Source organism: Veillonella sp. 3310 (assembly GCF_003999875.1).
GTDB lineage: Bacteria > Bacillota > Negativicutes > Veillonellales > Veillonellaceae > F0422.
Genome location: NZ_RQVJ01000001.1, coordinates 345,458 through 366,425 on the forward strand (window position 1 = coordinate 345,458; position 20,968 = coordinate 366,425).

Annotated in this window: 23 protein-coding genes; all 23 read right to left on the minus strand. The window is 41.4% G+C overall.

The genetic code is table 11. The features are described 5' to 3' along the window. Positions 1–3: 3 nt before the first annotated feature. Positions 4–4,170, minus strand: coding sequence for a phage tail protein (locus EO127_RS01680; RefSeq protein WP_127447742.1), 4,167 nt, complete (start codon positions 4,168–4,170; stop codon positions 4–6). Continuing rightward, positions 4,170–4,619: a C40 family peptidase gene (locus EO127_RS01685; RefSeq protein WP_127447743.1), complete on the minus strand. Its 450-nt coding sequence runs from the start codon at positions 4,617–4,619 to the stop codon at positions 4,170–4,172. The genes EO127_RS01680 and EO127_RS01685 overlap by 1 nt, the downstream gene beginning before the upstream one ends. Beyond that, entirely contained in the window at positions 4,616–5,467 is an 852-nt protein-coding gene (locus EO127_RS01690) for a DUF2163 domain-containing protein (protein ID WP_127447744.1), read from the minus strand. The genes EO127_RS01685 and EO127_RS01690 overlap by 4 nt, the downstream gene beginning before the upstream one ends. Continuing rightward, positions 5,464–6,033 carry a DUF2460 domain-containing protein gene (locus EO127_RS01695; RefSeq protein ID WP_127447745.1) on the minus strand — a complete coding sequence of 190 codons (570 nt, stop codon included), beginning with the start codon at positions 6,031–6,033 and terminating at the stop codon, positions 5,464–5,466. Before EO127_RS01695 ends, EO127_RS01690 begins: the two co-directional genes overlap by 4 nt. Next, on the minus strand, positions 6,033–9,212 hold the full coding sequence (locus EO127_RS01700) for a tape measure protein (RefSeq protein WP_127447746.1): 3,180 nt from the start codon (positions 9,210–9,212) through the stop codon (positions 6,033–6,035). The genes EO127_RS01695 and EO127_RS01700 overlap by 1 nt, the downstream gene beginning before the upstream one ends. After that, positions 9,212–9,403 (minus strand): hypothetical protein, encoded by a 192-nt coding sequence (locus EO127_RS01705; protein WP_127447747.1) that lies wholly within the window; start codon positions 9,401–9,403, stop codon positions 9,212–9,214. Before EO127_RS01705 ends, EO127_RS01700 begins: the two co-directional genes overlap by 1 nt. 143 nt (positions 9,404–9,546) lie before the next feature. After that, positions 9,547–9,945 (minus strand): hypothetical protein, encoded by a 399-nt coding sequence (locus EO127_RS01710; protein WP_127447748.1) that lies wholly within the window; start codon positions 9,943–9,945, stop codon positions 9,547–9,549. Positions 9,946–9,955: 10 nt separating this feature from the next. Next, complete coding sequence (locus EO127_RS01715; protein WP_127447749.1) at positions 9,956–10,441, minus strand: phage tail tube protein; 486 nt, start codon at positions 10,439–10,441, stop codon at positions 9,956–9,958. 15 nt (positions 10,442–10,456) lie between these two features. Continuing rightward, positions 10,457–10,924, minus strand: coding sequence for a hypothetical protein (locus EO127_RS01720; protein WP_127447750.1), 468 nt, complete (start codon positions 10,922–10,924; stop codon positions 10,457–10,459). 1 nt (position 10,925) lies between these two features. Continuing rightward, on the minus strand, positions 10,926–11,351 hold the full coding sequence (locus tag EO127_RS01725) for a hypothetical protein (protein ID WP_127447751.1): 426 nt from the start codon (positions 11,349–11,351) through the stop codon (positions 10,926–10,928). Continuing rightward, on the minus strand, positions 11,308–11,772 hold the full coding sequence (locus EO127_RS01730) for a hypothetical protein (RefSeq protein ID WP_127447752.1): 465 nt from the start codon (positions 11,770–11,772) through the stop codon (positions 11,308–11,310). The genes EO127_RS01725 and EO127_RS01730 overlap by 44 nt, the downstream gene beginning before the upstream one ends. Next, a complete protein-coding gene (locus tag EO127_RS01735; RefSeq protein WP_127447753.1) occupies positions 11,765–12,028 on the minus strand; it encodes a hypothetical protein in 264 nt (87 codons plus the stop codon). The genes EO127_RS01730 and EO127_RS01735 overlap by 8 nt, the downstream gene beginning before the upstream one ends. 10 nt (positions 12,029–12,038) lie before the next feature. Then, on the minus strand, positions 12,039–12,998 hold the full coding sequence (locus EO127_RS01740; protein ID WP_127447754.1) for a major capsid protein: 960 nt from the start codon (positions 12,996–12,998) through the stop codon (positions 12,039–12,041). A gap of 21 nt (positions 12,999–13,019) precedes the next feature. After that, positions 13,020–13,637: a hypothetical protein gene (locus tag EO127_RS01745; RefSeq protein WP_127447755.1), complete on the minus strand. Its 618-nt coding sequence runs from the start codon at positions 13,635–13,637 to the stop codon at positions 13,020–13,022. A 139-nt stretch (positions 13,638–13,776) separates the two neighbouring features. Beyond that, complete coding sequence (locus tag EO127_RS08670; protein WP_164742249.1) at positions 13,777–13,926, minus strand: hypothetical protein; 150 nt, start codon at positions 13,924–13,926, stop codon at positions 13,777–13,779. Between the two features lie 49 nt (positions 13,927–13,975). Further along, entirely contained in the window at positions 13,976–14,149 is a 174-nt protein-coding gene (locus EO127_RS08675; RefSeq protein ID WP_164742250.1) for a hypothetical protein, read from the minus strand. A gap of 1 nt (position 14,150) precedes the next feature. Next, entirely contained in the window at positions 14,151–15,986 is a 1,836-nt protein-coding gene (locus tag EO127_RS01750; RefSeq protein ID WP_164742251.1) for a hypothetical protein, read from the minus strand. Further along, positions 15,949–17,394: a hypothetical protein gene (locus EO127_RS01755; protein WP_127447757.1), complete on the minus strand. Its 1,446-nt coding sequence runs from the start codon at positions 17,392–17,394 to the stop codon at positions 15,949–15,951. The genes EO127_RS01750 and EO127_RS01755 overlap by 38 nt, the downstream gene beginning before the upstream one ends. A gap of 10 nt (positions 17,395–17,404) precedes the next feature. Continuing rightward, positions 17,405–18,793, minus strand: a complete 1,389-nt coding sequence (terL, locus tag EO127_RS01760) for a phage terminase large subunit (RefSeq protein WP_127447758.1) — start codon at positions 18,791–18,793, stop codon at positions 17,405–17,407. Continuing rightward, positions 18,786–19,157 carry a hypothetical protein gene (locus EO127_RS01765; RefSeq protein ID WP_127447759.1) on the minus strand — a complete coding sequence of 124 codons (372 nt, stop codon included), beginning with the start codon at positions 19,155–19,157 and terminating at the stop codon, positions 18,786–18,788. Before EO127_RS01765 ends, terL begins: the two co-directional genes overlap by 8 nt. Beyond that, the gene (locus EO127_RS01770; protein WP_127448061.1) at positions 19,157–20,017 is read right to left on the minus strand and encodes a hypothetical protein; all 861 of its coding nucleotides are present in this window, start codon (positions 20,015–20,017) and stop codon (positions 19,157–19,159) included. Before EO127_RS01770 ends, EO127_RS01765 begins: the two co-directional genes overlap by 1 nt. Next, a complete protein-coding gene (locus tag EO127_RS01775; RefSeq protein ID WP_127448060.1) occupies positions 20,010–20,741 on the minus strand; it encodes a ParB N-terminal domain-containing protein in 732 nt (243 codons plus the stop codon). The genes EO127_RS01770 and EO127_RS01775 overlap by 8 nt, the downstream gene beginning before the upstream one ends. After that, entirely contained in the window at positions 20,738–20,929 is a 192-nt protein-coding gene (locus EO127_RS01780) for a hypothetical protein (protein WP_127447760.1), read from the minus strand. The genes EO127_RS01775 and EO127_RS01780 overlap by 4 nt, the downstream gene beginning before the upstream one ends. Positions 20,930–20,968 lie beyond the last annotated feature (39 nt).

Consider the following 20,968-nt stretch of genomic DNA (forward strand, 5'->3'; position numbering starts at 1 on the left):
GGTTTACCATCCTTTTGTCGCAATACACATAACATTTAAAAACCCTTCCCTAAACTGCCCCCAACTATATTTTTCATAAACCTCAAAGGCAAAAATTTTCCTACTTTTAGTTATGCCACATTTAATTACTGTTATATCTGTTTTACTATCATGGTGTTTTTGCCATCCAATTCTTTTTGTATCGTGCTGTGAACCAACCATCCATATTTCATCTTGTTTTGGCGCCTCCGGGTCGTTTACATGTCTTCCGCTTTCCCAATAAGGTCTATCACTCTCTATAACTACTTCCCATTTATCTATATTTAACACAATATATCTACATTCTTCAAAACTAAAGCCTTCTGGTACTGGTAATGGAGCTTTATTTCGCAAATTATATGTTTCAACCTTTAAAGCCGTAATTTCAAATCCTGATTTCCTAAACGATTGAGCGTCTATCGTTGCCCCTTTGATTACACCCTCGCTTGATACACTAAATGTGCCACTGGAGTTTTGTATCGTTGTACCAATGATCGTGCTACCTGTAATTGTGCCACCTGTCAATGTGCCTACATTGGCAGTGATAGAACTCAGCGAATCTACCTTGATTTTATCTGCGGTTACCGCACTGGCCTGTAACATCTTGCTTGTAATGATGTCATCATCAAACTTCGCTTTACCTGTTACATGAAGCAATTTGCCATCGATTCGTGTGCCTTCGGGTGATAAGTTGATACGAGATACAATCTCTTGACCAGTTAATGCTTTGTTCGCATTGGCAACCTTTAAATCAATAGAATTGGCAACTTGCGTAATTTGTGAATTCACACCTTGCAACCCATTAGCCACCTTAGAATCAATACTGCCCTCAAGCTGTGTAATCCTTGTAGATATGTTCTTGTTCGCATTACTTACTCGACTATCGATTGCACTATCTAGCTGTGTAATTCTCGTAGATAATCCACTCGTTGCATTATTCACTTTACTGTCAATAGAATTTGATAATTGAGTGACTTGAGTATTCGTATACGCCTTACTATCTGCAATAGCTTTAGTGATTGCCCCATCTGTTTGTGTTAAATGGGTTTCAATACCTTTAATCTTATTCGTTACCGATGTGTTGACGGTATCGCTTAATTGGCTAATTTGTGTCGATACGCCACTTCGTACATCTTCTACCTTTTGATTAATCAAACTTTCTAACTGAACGACCTTACTTGAGATTTCACCTGTTTTGCTAGTGATAGCAGTCGTTATCTTATTGTCGATTTTAGACAAATCTGCAATCGCTTGGTTCACTCGTTGGTGCGTTTGTGTCGCCCACCTTGATGTAGTGTTGTAATTCGCCTCTAATGAACTGATTTTCTTACCCTGTTCAGTAAATTTACCATCAAACCCATCAATACGACTTCGCACTGCGTCAATTTCTCTAGCCTTAGCCTCTACAGCTTTAATGGCATCGTTTTGCCCTTTTAACAATTCGGGCGGTATTTCAGCCTTGACTGTGGCCAATTGTTCGCCACTTGTATCACCCTCGCCAAAGATGTCTACATAAGCGACTTTTACCTTATGCACACCTGCATCTATTGGAATGAATATAGTGTTCGATGTTGATTGATACCTCTGAGCGTTTACATAAATATTGGCATGATGTGACCCACTCGGAATAGGAGAGTATGTAACGACTAACCCATTCATCGTAGTTTTAATTGTTACATCTGTAGGTGTTATTGGTTTAGGAACGTTATATTCCAACATAGCTGGAGCGGAGTAGCCTTTTACTGGATTATGAGCATACAAATATACCGTACCTTGTCTATTCTGTAACAAGCTAGAGGCAGTTGTATTGCTACTCTTTGCTAATAATCCATCGTCATTACCTACTGCGGTATTCAATCTAACTTCGTAGAAATCAACATCTGCATTGGTTACTTCTCGCCAATTATAAATCGCTTGTTCAGCAAATCGAATAGTGAACCCCTCGGGTGTATTCGGCTTATCGCTTTTCAATGCAATCTGTAACGACTTGACGATACCCTCGGAATAGTTCCCATTGATATCCTTAACCTGTAATTTCACATCATATGTTTTGCCTACTTCACATTGGCTTATCACGATTTGACCACTACCATCTCCGCCATAAATCCATTCGCTAATACCCTGTTCACGATACCATGCCACCACCGTGGATAAGGTTTTGAGGTTAGGCGGTGTAAACTTGGCCACCAAATCATACGCAATCGCTTTCCCACCTAATTGGCGGTATTTATTCGACAAAGTAAACTCGCTAACCTCAGGAATAAAATACTCTTGAATGGTGTATTCGTATTGTTTAACTCTTGAGATGTCCTCTTGTTGGCCACCTAGATTATTGAGTGATGTAAACTTTGCATAAATTTTCTTACCTACATCTTGCTTACGGTATGTAATACGCATAAAAGCCTCGTCAAGACGGCTTAGCTTATCCCCTGCACTATGACTGCCTATAGGCGTATTGAACTGCCCTCTAACAAGGTTATTCAGCGTTACAGTACCATCTGTATTGAGTGTAGCCGTTTCATAGGATAAGCACTCACCATTGATATAGCAAACCGTGTTACCTCTCTCTGCGTCAATATGTGTACCACTTTTGAGCGTACCATTGACCATACGGATAATACACGAATTACCATCACTTGCTAATGGACTTACTAACTTACCTATACGTGCCGTTGTGTTTAGCATTCCCATAGATTGGAAGTTCGCTGTCGGATCATCGCTCATCCACACTTCACACCCACCCCATTCTTGTGGCGTAGATACTCCTACCCATAATTCTTGCCCCTGTCCTACAACGTCAGCAGGTGGTTGAATGAATGTGGCGTCCAATATTGACTGAGCAGGCTTATTGTAATCTACGAATGGTCTTTCATTCTCATGCACATCATACTTAGTAGGTGCATACATGCCTGGTGGCTTACCAATCGCCGTGATTTGTAATTCGCCGTCTTGTGCCTCTTGTACATCAGTAATTACCACGATTTGCTTATGCAATCCGCATGTGCTTTCCGTCAATGTCACTAAGTCGCCTGGTTCCAGTCTGCAAAATGCCCAATCCAATTTGAAAGAATACTGATTGCGTTCATATAGTCGTTTCATGGCTAACTGTTCCGCTAAATACATTGCTCTTGCTTTGGTATAGATGTAATGAGCGGAATAACTCGGAGCAGGTTTCATTCCGTTTCGTTGCACGTCTGCCAACACCTCGAATGTGACCGCCTCTTTCTCATAAGAATTAGCACGGTTAATGAACTCAACTGTTGCCGTGTTATAGCTTTCACTATTCGATTTGCGTTTGTACTCAACTAGTCGCCCATCACTACCGCTTAGGAAGTCATCTTCGGTTAGATCATATTGAATTTGTGAATATGGATTCCACGACTTTATCGGTTTGTCTGCCAACGGTACAATCTTGAGCCTGTCATTGGACCAAAATAGGTAGCAATTACAGATGTCGGCAATATCCGATACGATTTGCTGTGCTTTCTGCGTCTTAGTTTCGGGCGGTGAACTAATCAGAATGTCCGCTTGACTACAATAGTTTCTAAAATTGTCAATCCCATCTATCGCCGTTTCTTCAATCCCTACAGATTTAAGCACATGAACGATATAATCAGCAGGATTGACATCGACCCCATCACCTGTTTCTAATAGCTGTCCTTGTATCTCAAAATTGAATGTAGGCAAGCTAGCTCGTTCACCCATGTCAACCACTCCCGCCATGTAACATAAGCCACTATACGGCAATGCCCTATCGGGGTGTTTACTCACTGCATACGGCCATGGTGCTTGCCCTACTTCGCCCAAATAAGCTGTTAAGCCTATTTTATCGTTCGGATACTGGTATGTTTCCTTATCAATCCATACCTTGCCAATCCGTTTTATCGGACCCTCACACAATCCAATTGCTACTGCCACGGTATAGGTATAAGAAATGCTTGTCGCTCGTTTCTTACCACCTTTACCCACACGTTGTGATGTTCGGTGTTCATGAGCCGTAAAATCTTCCCATTGGATAATATTGCCACTTAGTCGTGTAGTTCCTAATACCACTGGAACGACTTCGCCATAACTCGCACTATTAATTTGAAAGTCTGAAATTCTATCCGCTCTTGTGGTAATTCCACCACCACGACCAAATAAACCGCCCATTATTCCTGCTCCTTAAATCTATAAACCTTGCGTATACGGCTATTGCCTTTGCTATCGTAGAATATAACGTCATCGCAATTAGATATAATCACACCCATATCCACATATGCGTGTATTACTTGGTTATCGCCAATATAGATGGCACCATGACTAATGCAACGCCCATATTGGTAAAGGATGAAATCGCCTACTTGTAAATCGTCAATATCGACCTCGTAGGCGACTAGTTCCATGTACTTCAAGAACTTATCTTCCGAACGGTGTAAATGCCATTCGTTAGAATAATGCTCTATTCGCATATCTCCCTCGCCTATTAGGTTTGCATCAATCAGTACGCCTAACATCAGATGAGCACAATCCACTCCGTATTTCTTGGCCATACAATTGTCTACGTGTGGGGTACCCAACCACGTCAAAGCCTCTTTTGCTATTAACTCACCATTTGTCATCGTACTGTCTCCTTTAACGGAACATAAGGCGTTGCCCTATTTCTACTGAAATTATTAAACTTGGCTTTGCACGTGGCAGGTGTTTTATCGCAACCAGGGTAGATGTACGCCTCGTCCCCTACACTTGGTTGAGCCTCTGATGGAGTTATAAAATAAATTCTCGATCCATCGTCTTTCATCACTTGCGTTGTTTGACCTACCAATGCACCGCTTACCCATTCGATTCCACCAGCTGTATAGAATCCATTGTCATGGTTAATATTAATAACAACCGTGTTATGGTCTGGCACTTGTGTTACTACTACTCGTTTTCTGAAATCACGAATATTTACGCCACATTCTTTGTCATACAACGTGTATGGGCATTGAGGATAATACCTGCGGTTTGGCCACTCTGTGTTGAGCTTTTGCACTACAGATTTGACCTCTAGTTGTAGGGTTAATCCTCCGCCACTCTTTACCTCGGCTTGCCCTTGGAATAAATTCAAGCCACCAATGACCGTGCCACCATCTCCAAAGAATACACGAATCAAGCGAACTGTAGCACCATCAAAACCACCATTGTGTGCTACTGTCATGATAGGTACTCCGCCAATCGTGTCATTAGGTGCTGAGTGGATAGTCAATGTCAATTTGTCTACACTCACTTTGGAACTCGTCTTGATTTGAGTTCTTGTAATGATTGGCCCATCAACTCGGTACACCTTACCACCGTAGGCAACGTCTTTATCAGTGTCTGCATAGTAGTAAGATACGCCACTCTTCAAGCGAATATCATACAGATCACATGACATGAATTGCTTTGTATTGTTCAAATGCGTTTCTAATACATTACTTACATCTTTCATCGTACCGTCACCAATTTCATTTCTTTTGACTTCATAATATTCTTATACACCAGTTCAGCGGTAAAAGAATCTCCTGATAACCGAACTTTCCAATAATACGTATAGTCCGCCGTTATCGTTGCATCCTGCGGTATCTCATCGCCTACACGCAAACGAATTTTGCCATTATCGACTTCGCACGGTCTTTCTTGGCCATTGACGTATAACTTTACATCGGTAATGTGGTTAATTGGTTCTAAATAATCCCCCCATCGGCGTAGTGCTTGCCATTCTCTAGTCGCTCCAGTTCCTAACTTGATACCCTTTTCGTGGTTATCCTCAGGATCCAACCATAAGAATGGCTCGAACCCACCTTTGACGGTGGCAAAGAATCCCATCACCTGCTTATACTGTTCATCCGTTAAGTGAGCAAAGGATGTGTTGATTGTCCATTGCGGTAACTGCCATGTGGTCATAGTTCTTGCCTTACCACTACCTGCTGTTTTTGTAACCGTATTCCATTTTTGCATTTTCGTTGACTTCCAAGCCAATGATGTAATTTGTGGGAATATCTTCAACTTCTCCATCACCATACCCCTACTTCTGTACCGAATTCACGTTCAGTATTCGCCGTGAATTGACGTAATACCTTACCGCCTGTATGTTCTAACCAACTACCGAATGAGTGAGCGTCAATAGCACTCACATTCAATGTAATGTTGCTACCTCCACCATTCTCACGAATGCCCTCGCCTAATCGACTAAATACCGTATCAGATAATGGCAATACAGCCTCGGGATAATTACCTTCGCCAATCTCTGCAAATGTACGACCATATGCAAGCCCACCTGTGGCCATCTTCATTTTAGGTTGCACCATTCCACCGCTAACATCTAATCGACCACTAAAGATACTGCCACCACCGAATGAACTCATGCTCGCCATTCCTGCCGATGCCGTTGTGTAAGCTGTCATCCCTGCGGTTGCACTAGCACCGAATGTGGCCATCGACATTTGTTGTGCTAACTGCGACCATACTGGTATTTGAGATTGAGCGGATGCAATACTTGCGGTTGCCTGCTGTGCTTGTAACGATCTACCTAATACCATTTGTTTAACTTGTGCAGTCGCCCATTGTGCTACGTAATCCATAATTGATTTAAGCAACTCTTTTCCCAAATTTTGCAAGGCTTGAGTTAACGTCATCGTGCCTTGCAATAATCCGCTAATGCTATCTTTCAATGTGCCAACACCTGCCATGAGTGAATTATTCACCAATTCATCAAGGGAGAAATATGATTCTTTCACCGCCTCAATATATTGGTTCATCAGTTCTTTCTTCATCTCATATGCATTTTGTTGTGCCACATATTCATCAGTGAGTGCGGTTTGTAATGCCTCAAAGTTTTGCGTACGCAAAGCCTCTTGAATCGCAAACTCTGTTTCTGCACCAGTCCTTGCAATTTCAGCACGTTTTTTGTTAAATAACTCCAGCTGTGCCAACTCTTCTTGACGTTTGCGTTCAGAATACGTAATTCGTCCATCTTCGGACAATTCATAAGCGATATTTTGTTCTTTCAACGAATCAAGCCATACTTTCTTGTCTCTATCCGTCTTTTCAGCAAAATCATCACTCATTTTTTGGTGTCTATTGGCAATCTCACGCATTGCCTCTGCGTGTTCTTGGTTCAATTTCTCAAACGGTGAAACGGATCCAGTAGAATCAGTGTTAGCAACCTTAATATTGAAAGCTACATCCATATCTCGAACTTCTTTTTGAATTTCTCTAATACGCTTAGCCTCTTCATATACTGCTTGCTCCCGCTTTTTCGCATACATCTGATTGAGCATGTTCAAATCTTCGTTGTAATGCACATTATTTTCTTTAGATTTATCGAGCTCTTCTAACTCTTTTATACGCCACGCCTCAACTTCATCAACTTTAGTGCCAAACATTTGGCGGTATGCGTCCTCCATCTGTTCATGAGCTCGTTTGGCTTCTTCAAGAGCTCTTTCTAGCTCTTTACTCTCATCCTTACCTTTGCCATGGCCACCACCATGACCTTTCTTTTGTTTTTTTGTATCAGTATCAGTTTCTGTATTAGTATCTGTATCAGTAGTGCCACCACCAGTGAATGCACTAGCCATATTACCAAATACTTCTTTCGTCTTATTCGCAAATCCCTCGGCATCGTCAGCAGATATTTCGCTAATCTCTCCAAATTTTCCAATATCTACATTGAGTACTTTGCTAATGACTCCACTAACACTATTGAATGCACTAGTTAGCTTGTTGATAAAGCGAATAATCTGATTAATCGCCCATGTGACCGTATGCACAATGCTATTCCATATGCTACTCATGGTTGCCCCTAATCCCTCAGTCGCTATCTTTGGACCAATAAAAGCAGCCGCTAATGCTGCCAATAAAGCTACAAGGATTGGGATAGGATTCATACGCATTACTGCATTAAGAATACCTTGTGCCCCTGCCGTTGCTAATGTAGAGCTTCTAACCGCTACCATTAAGCCTTTCATGAACTGCATAGGCTTTACTACCGCCATAATGGCAAAACCTGTCGCAAACATGATGACTTTCAAAGCCATAATCGTGCCATTGTATGCCATTGTAGCTAATTGGCAGGTTTTCGTTACAGCAGTCATAGCCATCATTGCTACCTTTTGCACCGTCAATCCACTAGCAAATGCCATTGAGGCTATTCGTACCCCAACAAAATACCCTGCTAATCCAATCAACAATACGCCAAACGTCCTAATTGCTACTGATGGAGCTACAAATATGCCATTTAAAACAGTGCCAACCATTTTAATATGAGCCACTGTGCCACTAATTACCGCCTTAATGCCTGCAAATGCTACTTTGACTAATGCAATCGCTCCTGTTGCAACAACTGCCATTCCTTGTATTGCAACACCTATACCATCTATAGCTGTTTTAAAATCTTCACTAGCCGTCATTGACGATAACTCTTCCATGACAGGTTGAAAAGCTTGGAACATCGCATTGGATAGTTGTTGCCCCACTTCTTGGAATGTCATTGGCATTTCATTGAACTTGGCTTGTGTTTCATCTGCACTATTAAATAATGCATTCTTAATGACCTCAGCAGTAATTGCACCCTCTGAACCTAACTCCTTCAACTGTCCGATAGGCACACCCATTTCTTGTGAGATAGCTTGAGCCAACATTGGTGCGTTTTCCATAATGGAATTAAACTCATCGCCTTGTAATCGACCTGCTGCCATTGCTTGCGTTAGCTGTGTCATTGCTGAACTTACTTCATTAACATTCGCACCCGATAATTTGAACTGCATATTCAACTGTTCAACAAACCGAATCGCCTCATCATTCGATGTAAAACTATCTTTCGCTAACATATTCAACTTGGCCACGCTATCAAGCATGTCAGTGTATGAACCTCTTGTTCTTTCGGAGGCTTGATATACTTTGTCCATAATGCTAGCCGTAGACTGTGAGCCGTCATTGATTAAATTAATACGTGCCTTGATGGCTGCGAACTTATCACTAACAGCAGTGGCTTTTGCTCCTACCTCTAGCACCTCTTGGCCAACCAGTGCAACACCTGCGACCATGCCTGCCATTGGCAACGCACTAAAGGCTTTTGAGACTATCGACCCCATGCGTTTTCCTAGTACGCTTTCAGCTTTATTGCCTACTTCTTGAATAGCTTGTTGTGCACCATCACTATTGCCACCAATTATGACTTTTATTTCCTCACGCATTAAATCTCACCTCCTGCGGTTGTCCATTCTTCAATGAATCGCTGTTCTTCTCGTTTCCTGTCTATTCTAGTTACTGGATGGAACGTTTCCACCACATCTTGAACCTTGATGTGCTTACCTTTTGCAATCTGCACGTTAGTAATCATGCACGCATAGTAGGCGTCTTTTACATCTTGCGTCTTAGTCGCCATCTTATGTGCCTCGACCAGATCCACGAAATCAAAGGGAACTAGTTCGTCTAGTTCCCTCGGTGTCATTCGTAAATATCCGTAACAAATTGGCTTGACTCGTTCTATCCATTCAAATATAGATAGGGGAGCAACATCTCTCCCCTCTAGTTTTTTGATTCGGCTTCTGCCTCTTCCTCAGCGATTTTCTTTTCTACCGTAGGCGTTACCTCATTGGGGAATGCACTGTAGTAGGCCTTTTTCCCAAACACGCCACTCGCAAGCAATACTTTTACAGCCGTTTGAATAAAGTCGGTTAACTCATATTCTTCTGAATCAATCAACTCTTGAATCTTTTCTTCGTAAAAGTCTTGTGTACGTCTACCATTATCGATGTGTTGCATACCAATGATATACACATGGATCATATCGAATAGAGATAGATTGCCTGTTGACATCATACTCATGATAGGCTTACCAATCGCCGTTTCTAACTCTGCCAATCGCTTAACGTTGAAATAGATTGTTTCGTTTGCACCAAAATAGTTACAAGATAATACTTTCATTCATTCTCTCCTATGCTTGTTTCAAATCAGATAATGGACCCACACCATTCAATGAGCCTTTATATGTTGCCACATCGTCATGCGGAGCCTCTAAAGACATTTCTGTAATAGATGCCCATCCAACCATGTAGGACTTATCGGGATACTCAAATTTCAAATGGATTGTTTGGGAATCAAGATAAGCTTGATTGATTACTTGCAAACCCTCGTCATTTGGCATTACCAATGTATCCAAATCGATTGACCATTCTTTCAAGCCTTGCAATGTAGATTTCCATCCACCACTGCCCTTATGAGAGGCGTCAATAGAATCCGCCTTACGTGATAATGTGCCACCTCGTTGGCCACCGATTAGCAACCATTCTGCTCCAGTCGTTTCATCTGTTCCTGTATTAACGTAAATAAAATAATTTTTACCTACAGTAGGCATGACTTGTGCCTTAGTAGGTGCTAATGCTTTTTTCTTTGGTGTTACTGTTACTGCCTCAGTTCCCATATTGTTCTCCTTTTCTTACCATATGTCCAAGTTATCCATTAATGAATATAGCTTGCACCGTATCGTGTATTGACTGCCTACATGTGGTCGTATACTGTCAGCATCGCCAATTCTTCTTTCTACGACTAGATCCATCAGTTGATATTGCTCATCTAACACACAATACTTTGTATCTAGCTTTGTTACTCTCTCTCGTAAATGAGTGAGTGCCTTGTCTACCGTTTTTTCTAACTCAGATAGACTTGCATAGCCATATTCTAACTTCGGACTATCTTCACGAACCCATGCCTCTAAATACACTGTCACATCAAGTGTCCGTGTATCCTTAGCATTGCCCAACGCCTCATCGCCACGCATAAGGACAACATGGCCACCAATTCCCACATCTAAGTGTTGTGGTGGAATTGCCCCAAGACTTACTTCAACGTTGGAATTAACCTCATTTATTGCCCCTTTAAGAGCTTTCAGTGTTTCGTACCACATGTTACCCCCTAAATATGCGAATCGTGCGGTAATTCGACCGTTTTCCGCTTGTATTGTCGCCTGTTAAATCTTCGGCAGTGAGTTTTGACTCTAACTGCTTAATGCGTGCGTCATATGTTTTGGATTTATTCGTGTAATGGTCATCCCCATTCTGTCCTCGGTACGGTGTGCCAATCGCTCCATACCCCTTTTTGATACAAACCTCACGATACGCATACATGGCCAATAATTCACGCACAATAAAGGAGTAGGCGATGTCCTCTCGCTCTACTCCTAATTTGTTTGCAAAATAAAATAACCACTCATAGGCTTTAGTCATAATATCCTCGGAGACTTCACGCCCTACCAGTTCATCGCCTAGTCGTATGCTTTCGTATATGTCATTATTTAATGTTGACTGAATAGCTGTATTCGTCTCTGAGTTCACTGCTAATCACCTCTTTCAATGCCGTTTTCGTGTACTTCGCAAAGATATTGCGTATATCATCGTGCTTTGCTTTCAATGCGTCAAATAAGAATGGATCTGCTCCAGTGCCTGGATGGTGTACCGCTTTAGCAAATCTAAAAGCACTGCCACCTTGTGGCACCCATCGCAAAGCTTTCTTATTCTTTGGGAAGATGTCATGAGCCACCGTTCCTTGATGAACAAATGGCCCATGCGGTGCTGATTGCGAATCAATGTAAACGATCCCGCTATTTTCATTGAACTTTACATCAATAGAACGCTCTAACTGCCCTGTTCGGCTTATAAACCTATGATTAGTCTGTGCTTCATCTTGCACCTCGATGGTACTGGCCTTTATCGCTTGACGTAAGCGTTTATTGAAAATGGCATTGCCGTTACTCATTGCCCTCAGCTACTTCTTCGGCTACTTCCTCGGTTACTTCCTCAGTTGCTCCTTCGGATGTTTCCTCGGATGTTTCCTCGGTTACTTCTTTAGCTTTTTTTGCACGTTTCGGCTTTTCGTCACGCTCTACTGTGTAGCCTTTTTCCTCAAACCACTCTAGCAAGTTTTCATTGTCTGTTTCGCCTACTCCATTCACGAACTCTACAGACGCAGAAATGCCATTGTAATCTTGTAATGGTGCATATACTTTAGCCATGATGTACCTCCTACTTAACTTTGATGTTTCGTAATACGCCTGCGGATTTTGTTGCTTTCAATACAACGCCTGCTGTCATCTCTACCTCGCCACGTTTTACAGCTCCAGCTGTTTTGAAGTCTGGCAAATATGTTCGTACTGGTGCTTGTCCTGCCATGGAAATAGCATGGAATCCGTCTAAGCCAAAACGTACCGCATATAAAGATGTTGTGCCATCTCCTGCTTTGGTTGCTACTACATCATCATTAGTGCCTGCTTTTGCTCCTAAGTCAATCAATGGAATGCCGTCATAAGTAGATACTTGGCGACCAAATGCGTCAGCAGTTTGCGTATACATAGATGTACGGCGGGCGACTGCTTTAATTTTGTTGATTAATTTGGAGTTGCCCATTAATGCACCTGGGCGACCATCTAAAGCAGATAAAAATTCGTCTAATTGGTCTAAGAATTTAACGGCATTCTCTGTCACTTTATCAGACGTAGATAAGTCAATCGCTTGACCTGTTGCATTAATCTCTGTAGAAGATCCTTTTAATGCTTTTTCTAAACCATCAAAAGCATGTGTACCTAATGCAGAATCACCATTGATAACGGTATCGTTAAATAATGCGGACGCTGCCTTAATTTTTTGTTGTAACTGCAATTGCACCTCATCAACAATACCACCCATATTAGCAATGATACGGTCGATTTCAAACGCTCCACCAAATACTGCCAAATCAGCAGTGAATTTTTGGCGTGTCACTTCTTGTGGTGTGTACTCGTGATTGATTTCACGGAAGGACGCTGTAGGTTGTGTCAATAAACGTGTGTATGCATACGTCAACGTAGCCCCACCACCTGTAGGAGATACCACATCATCGAATGTTAATGTATCCCACAAGAAATTGGATTTTCTAAATTCATCAATAATCCCAATCTGCAAATCATCTTGCACGTTCTTTTTTGCTTCCAATAATGTTACCGCCATGTTTGTTCTCCTTTACATTAATTACTCTTGAACCCCAATCGCATTCGCAATTGACGCTCTTAACCCCACTGGTTGGCCACCGTCATTATTACCTCGATTGTGACCACTACCTGCTTTTTGCGTGCTTTTAACAGCCCACGCATTGCCGTCAAGCCATGCTTTCGTACCGTCAGCGATAGAATGTGCATTGCCCTTATCATCTGTATAAGAATATGCACCATCTTCCCCTACGGTTACTTTTGGAATTAATAACTGTGCTAGGGTGTTCGGATCCACTGCGTTATGTTTGCTCAACGCATCGACAACTTGTGTTGTAATCTCAGACTGCACCCGCTTGTCCTGTTCTTCTTGTCTTGCTTTCTCTGCGTCCTCATACTGTTGCTGTAGTTTCTTCAAATCGTTTTGCAATTTGGCAATGTCAGCACCACTATTCGCACCAGCAGATGTAAAGCCCTCTAACTTATTTTTTAAATCAGCTTGCATATCCGTTAACTCTTGCACCGTTTTCTTTGCGTCTTTCAAATCCTGCAATTGGTTGTTGAATTGTGTTTTACTTACGTAATTCTTGCCATAATCTGCAACCACTTCCTCTGCTTGTTCGTCCGTTAATCCTAGTGCTTTTAATTCTTCTTTTGTCATCGCTTAACTCCTTTTCTAAATTCACGATTCGCTTGTTTTTCGTGAGCCACACCTCACGCCTACTGTCTTGTTGTTTTTCGCCTAACAATACTAAAACGGCAATATAAAAGCACCCATAGGCTAGTGCCTAGAGTGCTAATTACCTAGTATATTTGTTTAACCATTCTTGTCGCTTTCGCTCATCTCTATCTTCTTTCCATTCGACAACGCAAGCATATAGCAACATCAACAACACGATGAATGCCATAATCCATGTGGCATAAAGCATAAATGCAATGTATCCAATCATTGTGCCTCCTTAATTTTTTCATGAAAAAACCACTTACTAATGCAAGTGGTTATAAATTGATATTGTTTTCTTCTGCGTATTTCAAATCTTCGTAATACTCATTATACGAATCAACAGCCTTTTGAGGTGCTTTGTCTGTTAGTTTAAACTTCAATCGCCCTCTTTCATCTCTGTATTCCTTATACCATTCTTCATTTTCCAAAAAATACGGCATGTCCATCATGTTATTTCATCTCCTTATTGATCCAATCCAATAATCTTAATGCTAAGGGGTTAGGCTCGCTATATAACATAGCATGTGCAAACAACTCTGCAAATGTCTCCCGTTCATTTGTTTGCCCATACCTGCTAACATATTTCTCTAACGCCTCTGTGTACTCAATCCCATCTATAGTCGCCTGCTCCTTAACAAGTTTATGTACTTCACGGTCTATATTGCGACCTACTTTGTTCATCCACTGATTATGTATGATATGACCATATTCATGAGTAATTGTTTGTAAATGAGCCTTATCTTTATCAGTTCTCATGGACCAATTTCGCTCTTGAGAACTTATCTTTCCATCTCTCATTTCTTGAATAGTCTGATTGTAATACTTTGGTGTCAAATTCAACTTCATGTTTATGAATTGATAGTTTGTTTGATAAAACTGCCCAACTACACAAGCATTTGCATTTCTAGCTATCTTCCCATTTGCAGAATATTCCCACTCGCCACCGCTTTTAATGAATTCGCTTATAGCTCCGAATTCATCTTCTAATTTCATTAAATGAGCGATGTTAGCCATTATGGTTTTTGGATTTAATTTCTTCAAATCTTTGTCACTAAATCCAACACCGAACCGTTCTATTAGATAATCATTCATCTCATTTCTATCTTTGAACGAATATTCTTTAGCTTGGATTGGTTCTTCTTTCTTAATCCTAACACCTTTCACGCCCTCTTTCAAGCGTTTGTAGTCTCTTTTCGGTGTCCTTACCTCGAACTTACCATTATCCCATCCTCTTAAGTGGTCTTGCCATCGTGCCTTGCCCTCAAGTACTGCTACTCGACCATGCACGCCCAACAATCGTTCTTGTTCTTTCACTGATAAGGATTTCAATAGATCCATACCACCCTGCTCGATGTTCTCCTTAGGTGTAGGGTTATCAATCATACCATCAACGATAGGTTTTAGCCTACACATACAATGCGGATGTGCTGGCAACGTTGGTACTTTGTCTTTAGGGTAAACACCCTTACCCATGCCATAGAGGTCTGCGTTTGCGTAAAAATCGCAAATATCAAATACTGGATGCCTACTGCCTAACTTCCATTGAAAGGCGACTACATCCTCATCATCCTTATATCGTGATACTTGGCCATCAGCATATGCCCTTGCGGTCTCAGTCCTTGCGATACGTTCTGCGTTATACCGTGTCTTTTCTTCCGTGGCAATCTCAATCGCTTTTTCTAGCTTTCGTTCATTGTCACTCTCTACGGCTTTAATTACTTCACTGTAACCTGCCCTAAGTCCTGCGGTGGTTCGCTTGCTTACTTGTCTTTGTACTTTCCTTAGCAATTTTCGCTTTTCTTCTGCACTAGTATCGATAGGGAGTTTTGCTACTTGATCCATAAATTGTGGCAATTCTGCCGTATCAATCACACCTCGGTTGAATAGCTCTGTGGCTATCTTTTTATTGGTATTGCCCTTACCTATAGTGGACTTGAGTATATCCCCTACCTCTTTTCTAACCGCACTACCTCTTGAGTGTAGCCGATGAGATAGGTTCAAATTGTCTTTCGCCCACGCTTTTTGCATTGCAGTAGATATGGATTCACTAGAGAATGGTATATCTCCAGTATCGACCCCTACAGCAACGCCTGCTTTTATGTATCCACTTGTAAAGGCTTTCACCATATCATCGACTATCGATTCTTTCATTCCGTCCATGACTGGATATAGCTTGTATGCCTCGTCTATCGCACTATTTACATCAAATCCTTGTGTCAGCAGATATGCGACTACACTCTTGAACCCACTAATTAAGGTGTCTATCTTTTGGCTCGTCTTGTCCATCGTCCTCGTCATCTCCGCCTAATGCTTGCAACATACTAGCATGATTCAATAGATTACTATATTCTCTATCTTGCTTGGATTGTGCTGTGCTTTCCTCAACCTCTTTCACAATGTTGTCATATATGTCGGGTTCGATGTTAGGCATATAAGCCTCTAGCACTTTTTTGGCCACCTCTACCGTAAACGCATTAGATCCAAGGTTCAAATCAATAGCAGATTGTGCTTGCCCTAGTGATTCCGTTACATCATTAATGCTAAAATCTCGTGGATATTCGCAAGTAAAATCGGTCGTTTCTCCCGTCCATAATTCAAACAATTGAACTATCTTACGTTCAGCACTCTCACATTGTACGGCAAAGTCTGCTAATCGTTGGTTAATCCGTTGAAAATCCCACTGTTTAGCAACGCCACTCTTTGCAGATTGAACACCCACCACACTATCCATGCCACTCATTCGATAGATTTCTTGAATGTGTCTGTCCATTTGGTCAGTTAGCATATTAGCAGGTGAGGCATCAGGAGAAATAAAAGCAGGTGCTTTTGAACTCTCAGCAGGATATGCCAATAAGTTATCCGTTCCTATTGTTAAATTATCTGCCAAATTCCCATCATCAGGATACGTTAAGATATTGAATGCTTGGTCTGCCAATAACTGCGTGTGCCATGAGCATAACTGATAGAGTGAGTAATTCGTCTGTGCAATGCTTATGAACTCACTAGACGGCTTGATGGTGCTAGGTGGAGTAGCACGTCCAAACCACTGTACGATAGGTACTACACCTAACCCATGCACACCTTGATGTGTCATGTCCTCACTAGTCATAGTTAGTGTCTTATGTACTGACCATGTTTCCCTATCCCATCTATGGTAGATGTATTGTTTGCCTGCCTCTGTATACTCTCCGACTTGACGGAATACAAATTCAGTAATTGCTCCGTTCTCGTCTAACTTCCACGACATCACATCATCGGGCATTATTTCCGTAACGAATGGATAATTACCATTCGCTATATCCTCATCTCTCGTTTCTGCCACGTTCTCGGTATTGTTTACCAATACATACACAACACCATACAGCTTAGCCATTACCGCAACACGTCTTAGGTATTCTTGTAGGGTCGTTCCTGCATGGTCTGCGTTATTTAGGAATAGTTGGAATAACACGCTATCTTTGTAATCCCTTTTGATTTCGTCTTTGAATATAGGGTCTACTGTTGCATCCACTACTGGCCTTGTGTAGTTCCAATAGTACGCCAATGATTTACGCCTAATATAATTCTCAATGCTTTCTCTAGCATGCTGTTGGATCCCTTGGCCATAGCTAAATATTCCGCTACCGTTATAGGCATCGTGTAGCATTTTATAATTGTCTATTTTGATTGTTTTGTCAAATACTCTATCCGCCATTCTATCCCCCTTAATATAAGTTAACTCGACCACTACGCAATATAGGTGCGTTGATTTTCTCTGCCACCCCTGTCAATGCGTCTGGTGCGTCATCATGCTCGTTCTTGCCCTCTCGTTGAAAGCGTAGTATTGCCTTGGCAAAGTCTTTCCATCGTTCCTGCCAATCCATAGGCATATAGATGTGATCCATCACCCATGTTGCCTGTGACAATATACGGCTTTCCTTGTTCTTCGATTGATGAAAAGCGACTATCTTTGTACGATTACTGTTGTAAACTTCCTCCAATATCCGCCTTACACTCCGAACAAATCCACGACCGCCATTATTACTTTCAATGTCAGCAATGGCCACATTGTAATCATAGATTGCCTTGGCCACTTGTGGCTCGGTAATCTCCATCGATTCTTTTGTGTATATCACATCAAGCAGATAAGCCTCGTTCTTGTATACTCCGTATATAATACTGCATAGGTAATCTGCCCCTTCATCTGCGGTGTCTGTATAGTTTTTAATCATCTCAAACGGTGGTAATGTATCGTACGTTTTAAACCCACTATACAAGCACCCTTTGAGGTCGATAGGTATTTGCTGATAGTTCGCACTCGCTATGTCTTCCCCCATAGCTGATACCTTATCTCGATATGAATCACGGCTTAATACTTCATCGCATAACATCGTGCCATCGTCCTGCAAGGCTTTCATCGTAATCACCTTGGCACGTTCTCCAAAGTGTTCCATCGCTCGCCCTGCTAAGTCATCGCTAGCCCATCGTGTCATGATGATTATTATCTTACCGCCCTCTTCTAACCTCGATAACATCGTGTTGGTGAACCAATCCCAATGCTTAGCCTTTACGTTCTCGTTGTACGCTTCTTCGGCGTTCTTTATAATATCGTCTAATATCAGTAGGCTAGCACCAAAGCCTGTAGCAGTACCACTCGGAGACGTGGCAAGATAGCTGTTATAACCACCCTCTAAAGACCACATGTCCATACTACCATCGCCACGTTTAATGCGTGTATTTGGAAATATATCGCTATATACCACAATATCCTTGTCAGCCTTTACCATCTGAATATCATTTCTAACATTCTTCGCAAAGGTTGTCGATAGTGTAGTATTGTAACTCCCTGTCATGATTTTCTCGTGCGGGTGTGTGCCTAATATCCACTTAACCAACATCTGAGCACTCCGACTTTTGCCATGACGGGGAGGCATGTTCATGATTAATACTTTGGCGGTCTTATCCTCATAGAACTGTTGTAACTCTTTACATAGATCCACAAGATACTGCCTATCTTTTTTGTAAAAATCACCTGCCATCAAATTACAGAAATAAAAGAAATCACGTCTAGCCAATTCTAAACGTGCTTGATGTAATATATTCGCTTTATTCATCGCCTATCAACTTCTTAATGTCCTCGGTACTCACCCCGTTAAATGGGTTGTTGATGTCAGCTTTTACCTCAACTTCGCTATAATCTCGTTGGCCTAAATACTGTTTGCCCAAGAATATCGCCATCGTTGCGTTCTTTTCTGCTAGTTTCCATTGTTTTCTTCGCAAGCTAATCTTTCCAAGTTCTCGCTTTTGTTTGAAAATTTCGGAAAATGTTGTGCCATATGTTTTACGACACCATGTATTTAACGTCTTATCTGTAATCCCTAATACAAGGCATATTTCTTCTTGCGTAGCTTGTATTTGGCACATTCCTTCGAATTGTTGTTGGTCTATCTTTTTTGGTGGTCGTCCCATCTTTGCCATTATGTTCGCCCCCCTTTCTTATATTTCTCGTTTAATATCTTGGGTGTACAAGTATCCCAGTTCACATTATGGTGCATCCGCTTATGTTTCTCCCCCATCATCGCTACTTTTACACATGACGGTGAGTACATTACCGTATAAAATGACTTTACATACGTCCCATTATCTAAATATGTGGAAGTCATCCCTCCTGCATTAGATTGCGTTTGCTTTTGATTTAACATAAACTCGCTAATACTCATAATGAGTTTGCCTTGTTGTCCTAATAGGGTGTATGTGTTTACATCCTCATTCACTCTGCCTAAGAATTGAAACGGCTTGTCTACATCGCAGAAAAAACTGTTCATCGCTTTTCTTAGTACTTTCTTATGAAAGTTCTTGTTAGTCGCTCCGCCTATTAAGTCACCACCTTGTGCAAATGCCACTGTGATTGCTCCAGTATCATTCATGAATTTAATCATCATGTCGAATACCTTATCAAGGTTTTTAGTCGTTACACTTCTTAATTTGTCACCATCAATATATCGGTGCATAAATCCTGTATAGTCATCGTCTAACTCTAAGAAATATTTTATGCCTAACTTTTTGGCAATATCAAAACATGCGTTTCTTGCATATACTATCGTTCGTCTATCTTCAAACGTATCAGCCGTATCAAATGTTTCTGCTATCGCTAGCTTGTCAAACATAATCACTCGTTCTCGCCCAAAATTCTTGTAATATTCCTCAGCTGTATCGTCCTCATTATCTATCACGATGTACCAGTCTCCAGTGTATCCACATTTTTTGAGTGTATTAAGTGTGATTACATTGTTTGGTCGTCCATGGCTTAATATGAATACTGCAAATTTATCATTCATTGTCCTCACCTAATATCGCCTCTAAGCTACTCGATAATTGCACATATCCATCACGAATTGCGTCCTCGTAATCAATAATGACCAAAGCTGACCGCTCCATAAGTTCCTGCATTTCTTCGCTTGCATTCACATAGTAATTGGCAATATTTTTGTAATTGAATATGTTATGACGTTGTGCAGCCTTTCGCAAAAATTCTTTTTCCTCGGCAGACAAGTTGCTGTTCTCTATCTCCATGAGTAGCGATTCTGTTTTACTATCGTCAAGGCAAGCACCTAATGCTACGTTCTCCCCAGTAGGTTCATATTGTGGAATGTTTATATCAGTAGTATATGTATCATCACTTTCCGCAACCACGTCCGATAGGTCAACAAATCCAAAATCCGACATATCTATATCGACAATATCGCTTAACTCAATCGCCAACAACTCATCGTCCCATGTCGCAATCTCTGATACTTTGTTATCAGCCAATCGGAATGCCTTAATCTGTTCCTCGGTCAAATCATCAGCCACAATACATGGCACTGTCTCCAGTCCTAGCTTTTTGCTTGCCATATATCGTGTGTGACCTGCTACGATAACATTATCCTTATCTACCACAATCGGTACTTTAAATCCGAACTTTTCAATGCTGTTGGCCACATATTCCACGGCCTCTATATTATTTCGTGGATTGTTCTCATACGGCACTAGATCATGAATGCTTAATTCTACAATATTCATCGCAATATCTGCCATTTCTTCGATTTAATCTTTCCATGCACACGATATACCATATGCACATCTGCACGCATGCTATCATTAGGCGTTGTGAAAGTCTGACAACGCCCATCATATACGATGTCACTAGCAGTACATACGCCGTGCTTGTTGTTTAAACATTGTTTTTTAGTACATGCTATCCGTGTCACACTCTCACCACCTTTCATGCAATACAAAAGGACGCCCAT

Coding starts and splice junctions, on each gene's coding strand:
- EO127_RS01680 (WP_127447742.1), bottom strand. CDS start 4,170: ATGGGCGGTTTATTTGGTCGTGGTGGTGGAATTACCACAAGAGCGGAT.
- EO127_RS01685 (WP_127447743.1), bottom strand. CDS start 4,619: ATGACAAATGGTGAGTTAATAGCAAAAGAGGCTTTGACGTGGTTGGGT.
- EO127_RS01690 (WP_127447744.1), bottom strand. CDS start 5,467: ATGAAAGATGTAAGTAATGTATTAGAAACGCATTTGAACAATACAAAG.
- EO127_RS01695 (WP_127447745.1), bottom strand. CDS start 6,033: ATGGAGAAGTTGAAGATATTCCCACAAATTACATCATTGGCTTGGAAG.
- EO127_RS01700 (WP_127447746.1), bottom strand. CDS start 9,212: ATGCGTGAGGAAATAAAAGTCATAATTGGTGGCAATAGTGATGGTGCA.
- EO127_RS01705 (WP_127447747.1), bottom strand. CDS start 9,403: ATGGCGACTAAGACGCAAGATGTAAAAGACGCCTACTATGCGTGCATG.
- EO127_RS01710 (WP_127447748.1), bottom strand. CDS start 9,945: ATGAAAGTATTATCTTGTAACTATTTTGGTGCAAACGAAACAATCTAT.
- EO127_RS01715 (WP_127447749.1), bottom strand. CDS start 10,441: ATGGGAACTGAGGCAGTAACAGTAACACCAAAGAAAAAAGCATTAGCA.
- EO127_RS01720 (WP_127447750.1), bottom strand. CDS start 10,924: ATGTGGTACGAAACACTGAAAGCTCTTAAAGGGGCAATAAATGAGGTT.
- EO127_RS01730 (WP_127447752.1), bottom strand. CDS start 11,772: ATGAGTAACGGCAATGCCATTTTCAATAAACGCTTACGTCAAGCGATA.
- EO127_RS01735 (WP_127447753.1), bottom strand. CDS start 12,028: ATGGCTAAAGTATATGCACCATTACAAGATTACAATGGCATTTCTGCG.
- EO127_RS01740 (WP_127447754.1), bottom strand. CDS start 12,998: ATGGCGGTAACATTATTGGAAGCAAAAAAGAACGTGCAAGATGATTTG.
- EO127_RS01745 (WP_127447755.1), bottom strand. CDS start 13,637: ATGACAAAAGAAGAATTAAAAGCACTAGGATTAACGGACGAACAAGCA.
- EO127_RS08670 (WP_164742249.1), bottom strand. CDS start 13,926: ATGATTGGATACATTGCATTTATGCTTTATGCCACATGGATTATGGCA.
- EO127_RS08675 (WP_164742250.1), bottom strand. CDS start 14,149: ATGATGGACATGCCGTATTTTTTGGAAAATGAAGAATGGTATAAGGAA.
- EO127_RS01750 (WP_164742251.1), bottom strand. CDS start 15,986: ATGGACAAGACGAGCCAAAAGATAGACACCTTAATTAGTGGGTTCAAG.
- EO127_RS01755 (WP_127447757.1), bottom strand. CDS start 17,394: ATGGCGGATAGAGTATTTGACAAAACAATCAAAATAGACAATTATAAA.
- terL (WP_127447758.1), bottom strand. CDS start 18,793: ATGAATAAAGCGAATATATTACATCAAGCACGTTTAGAATTGGCTAGA.
- EO127_RS01765 (WP_127447759.1), bottom strand. CDS start 19,157: ATGGCAAAGATGGGACGACCACCAAAAAAGATAGACCAACAACAATTC.
- EO127_RS01770 (WP_127448061.1), bottom strand. CDS start 20,017: ATGAATGATAAATTTGCAGTATTCATATTAAGCCATGGACGACCAAAC.
- EO127_RS01775 (WP_127448060.1), bottom strand. CDS start 20,741: ATGAATATTGTAGAATTAAGCATTCATGATCTAGTGCCGTATGAGAAC.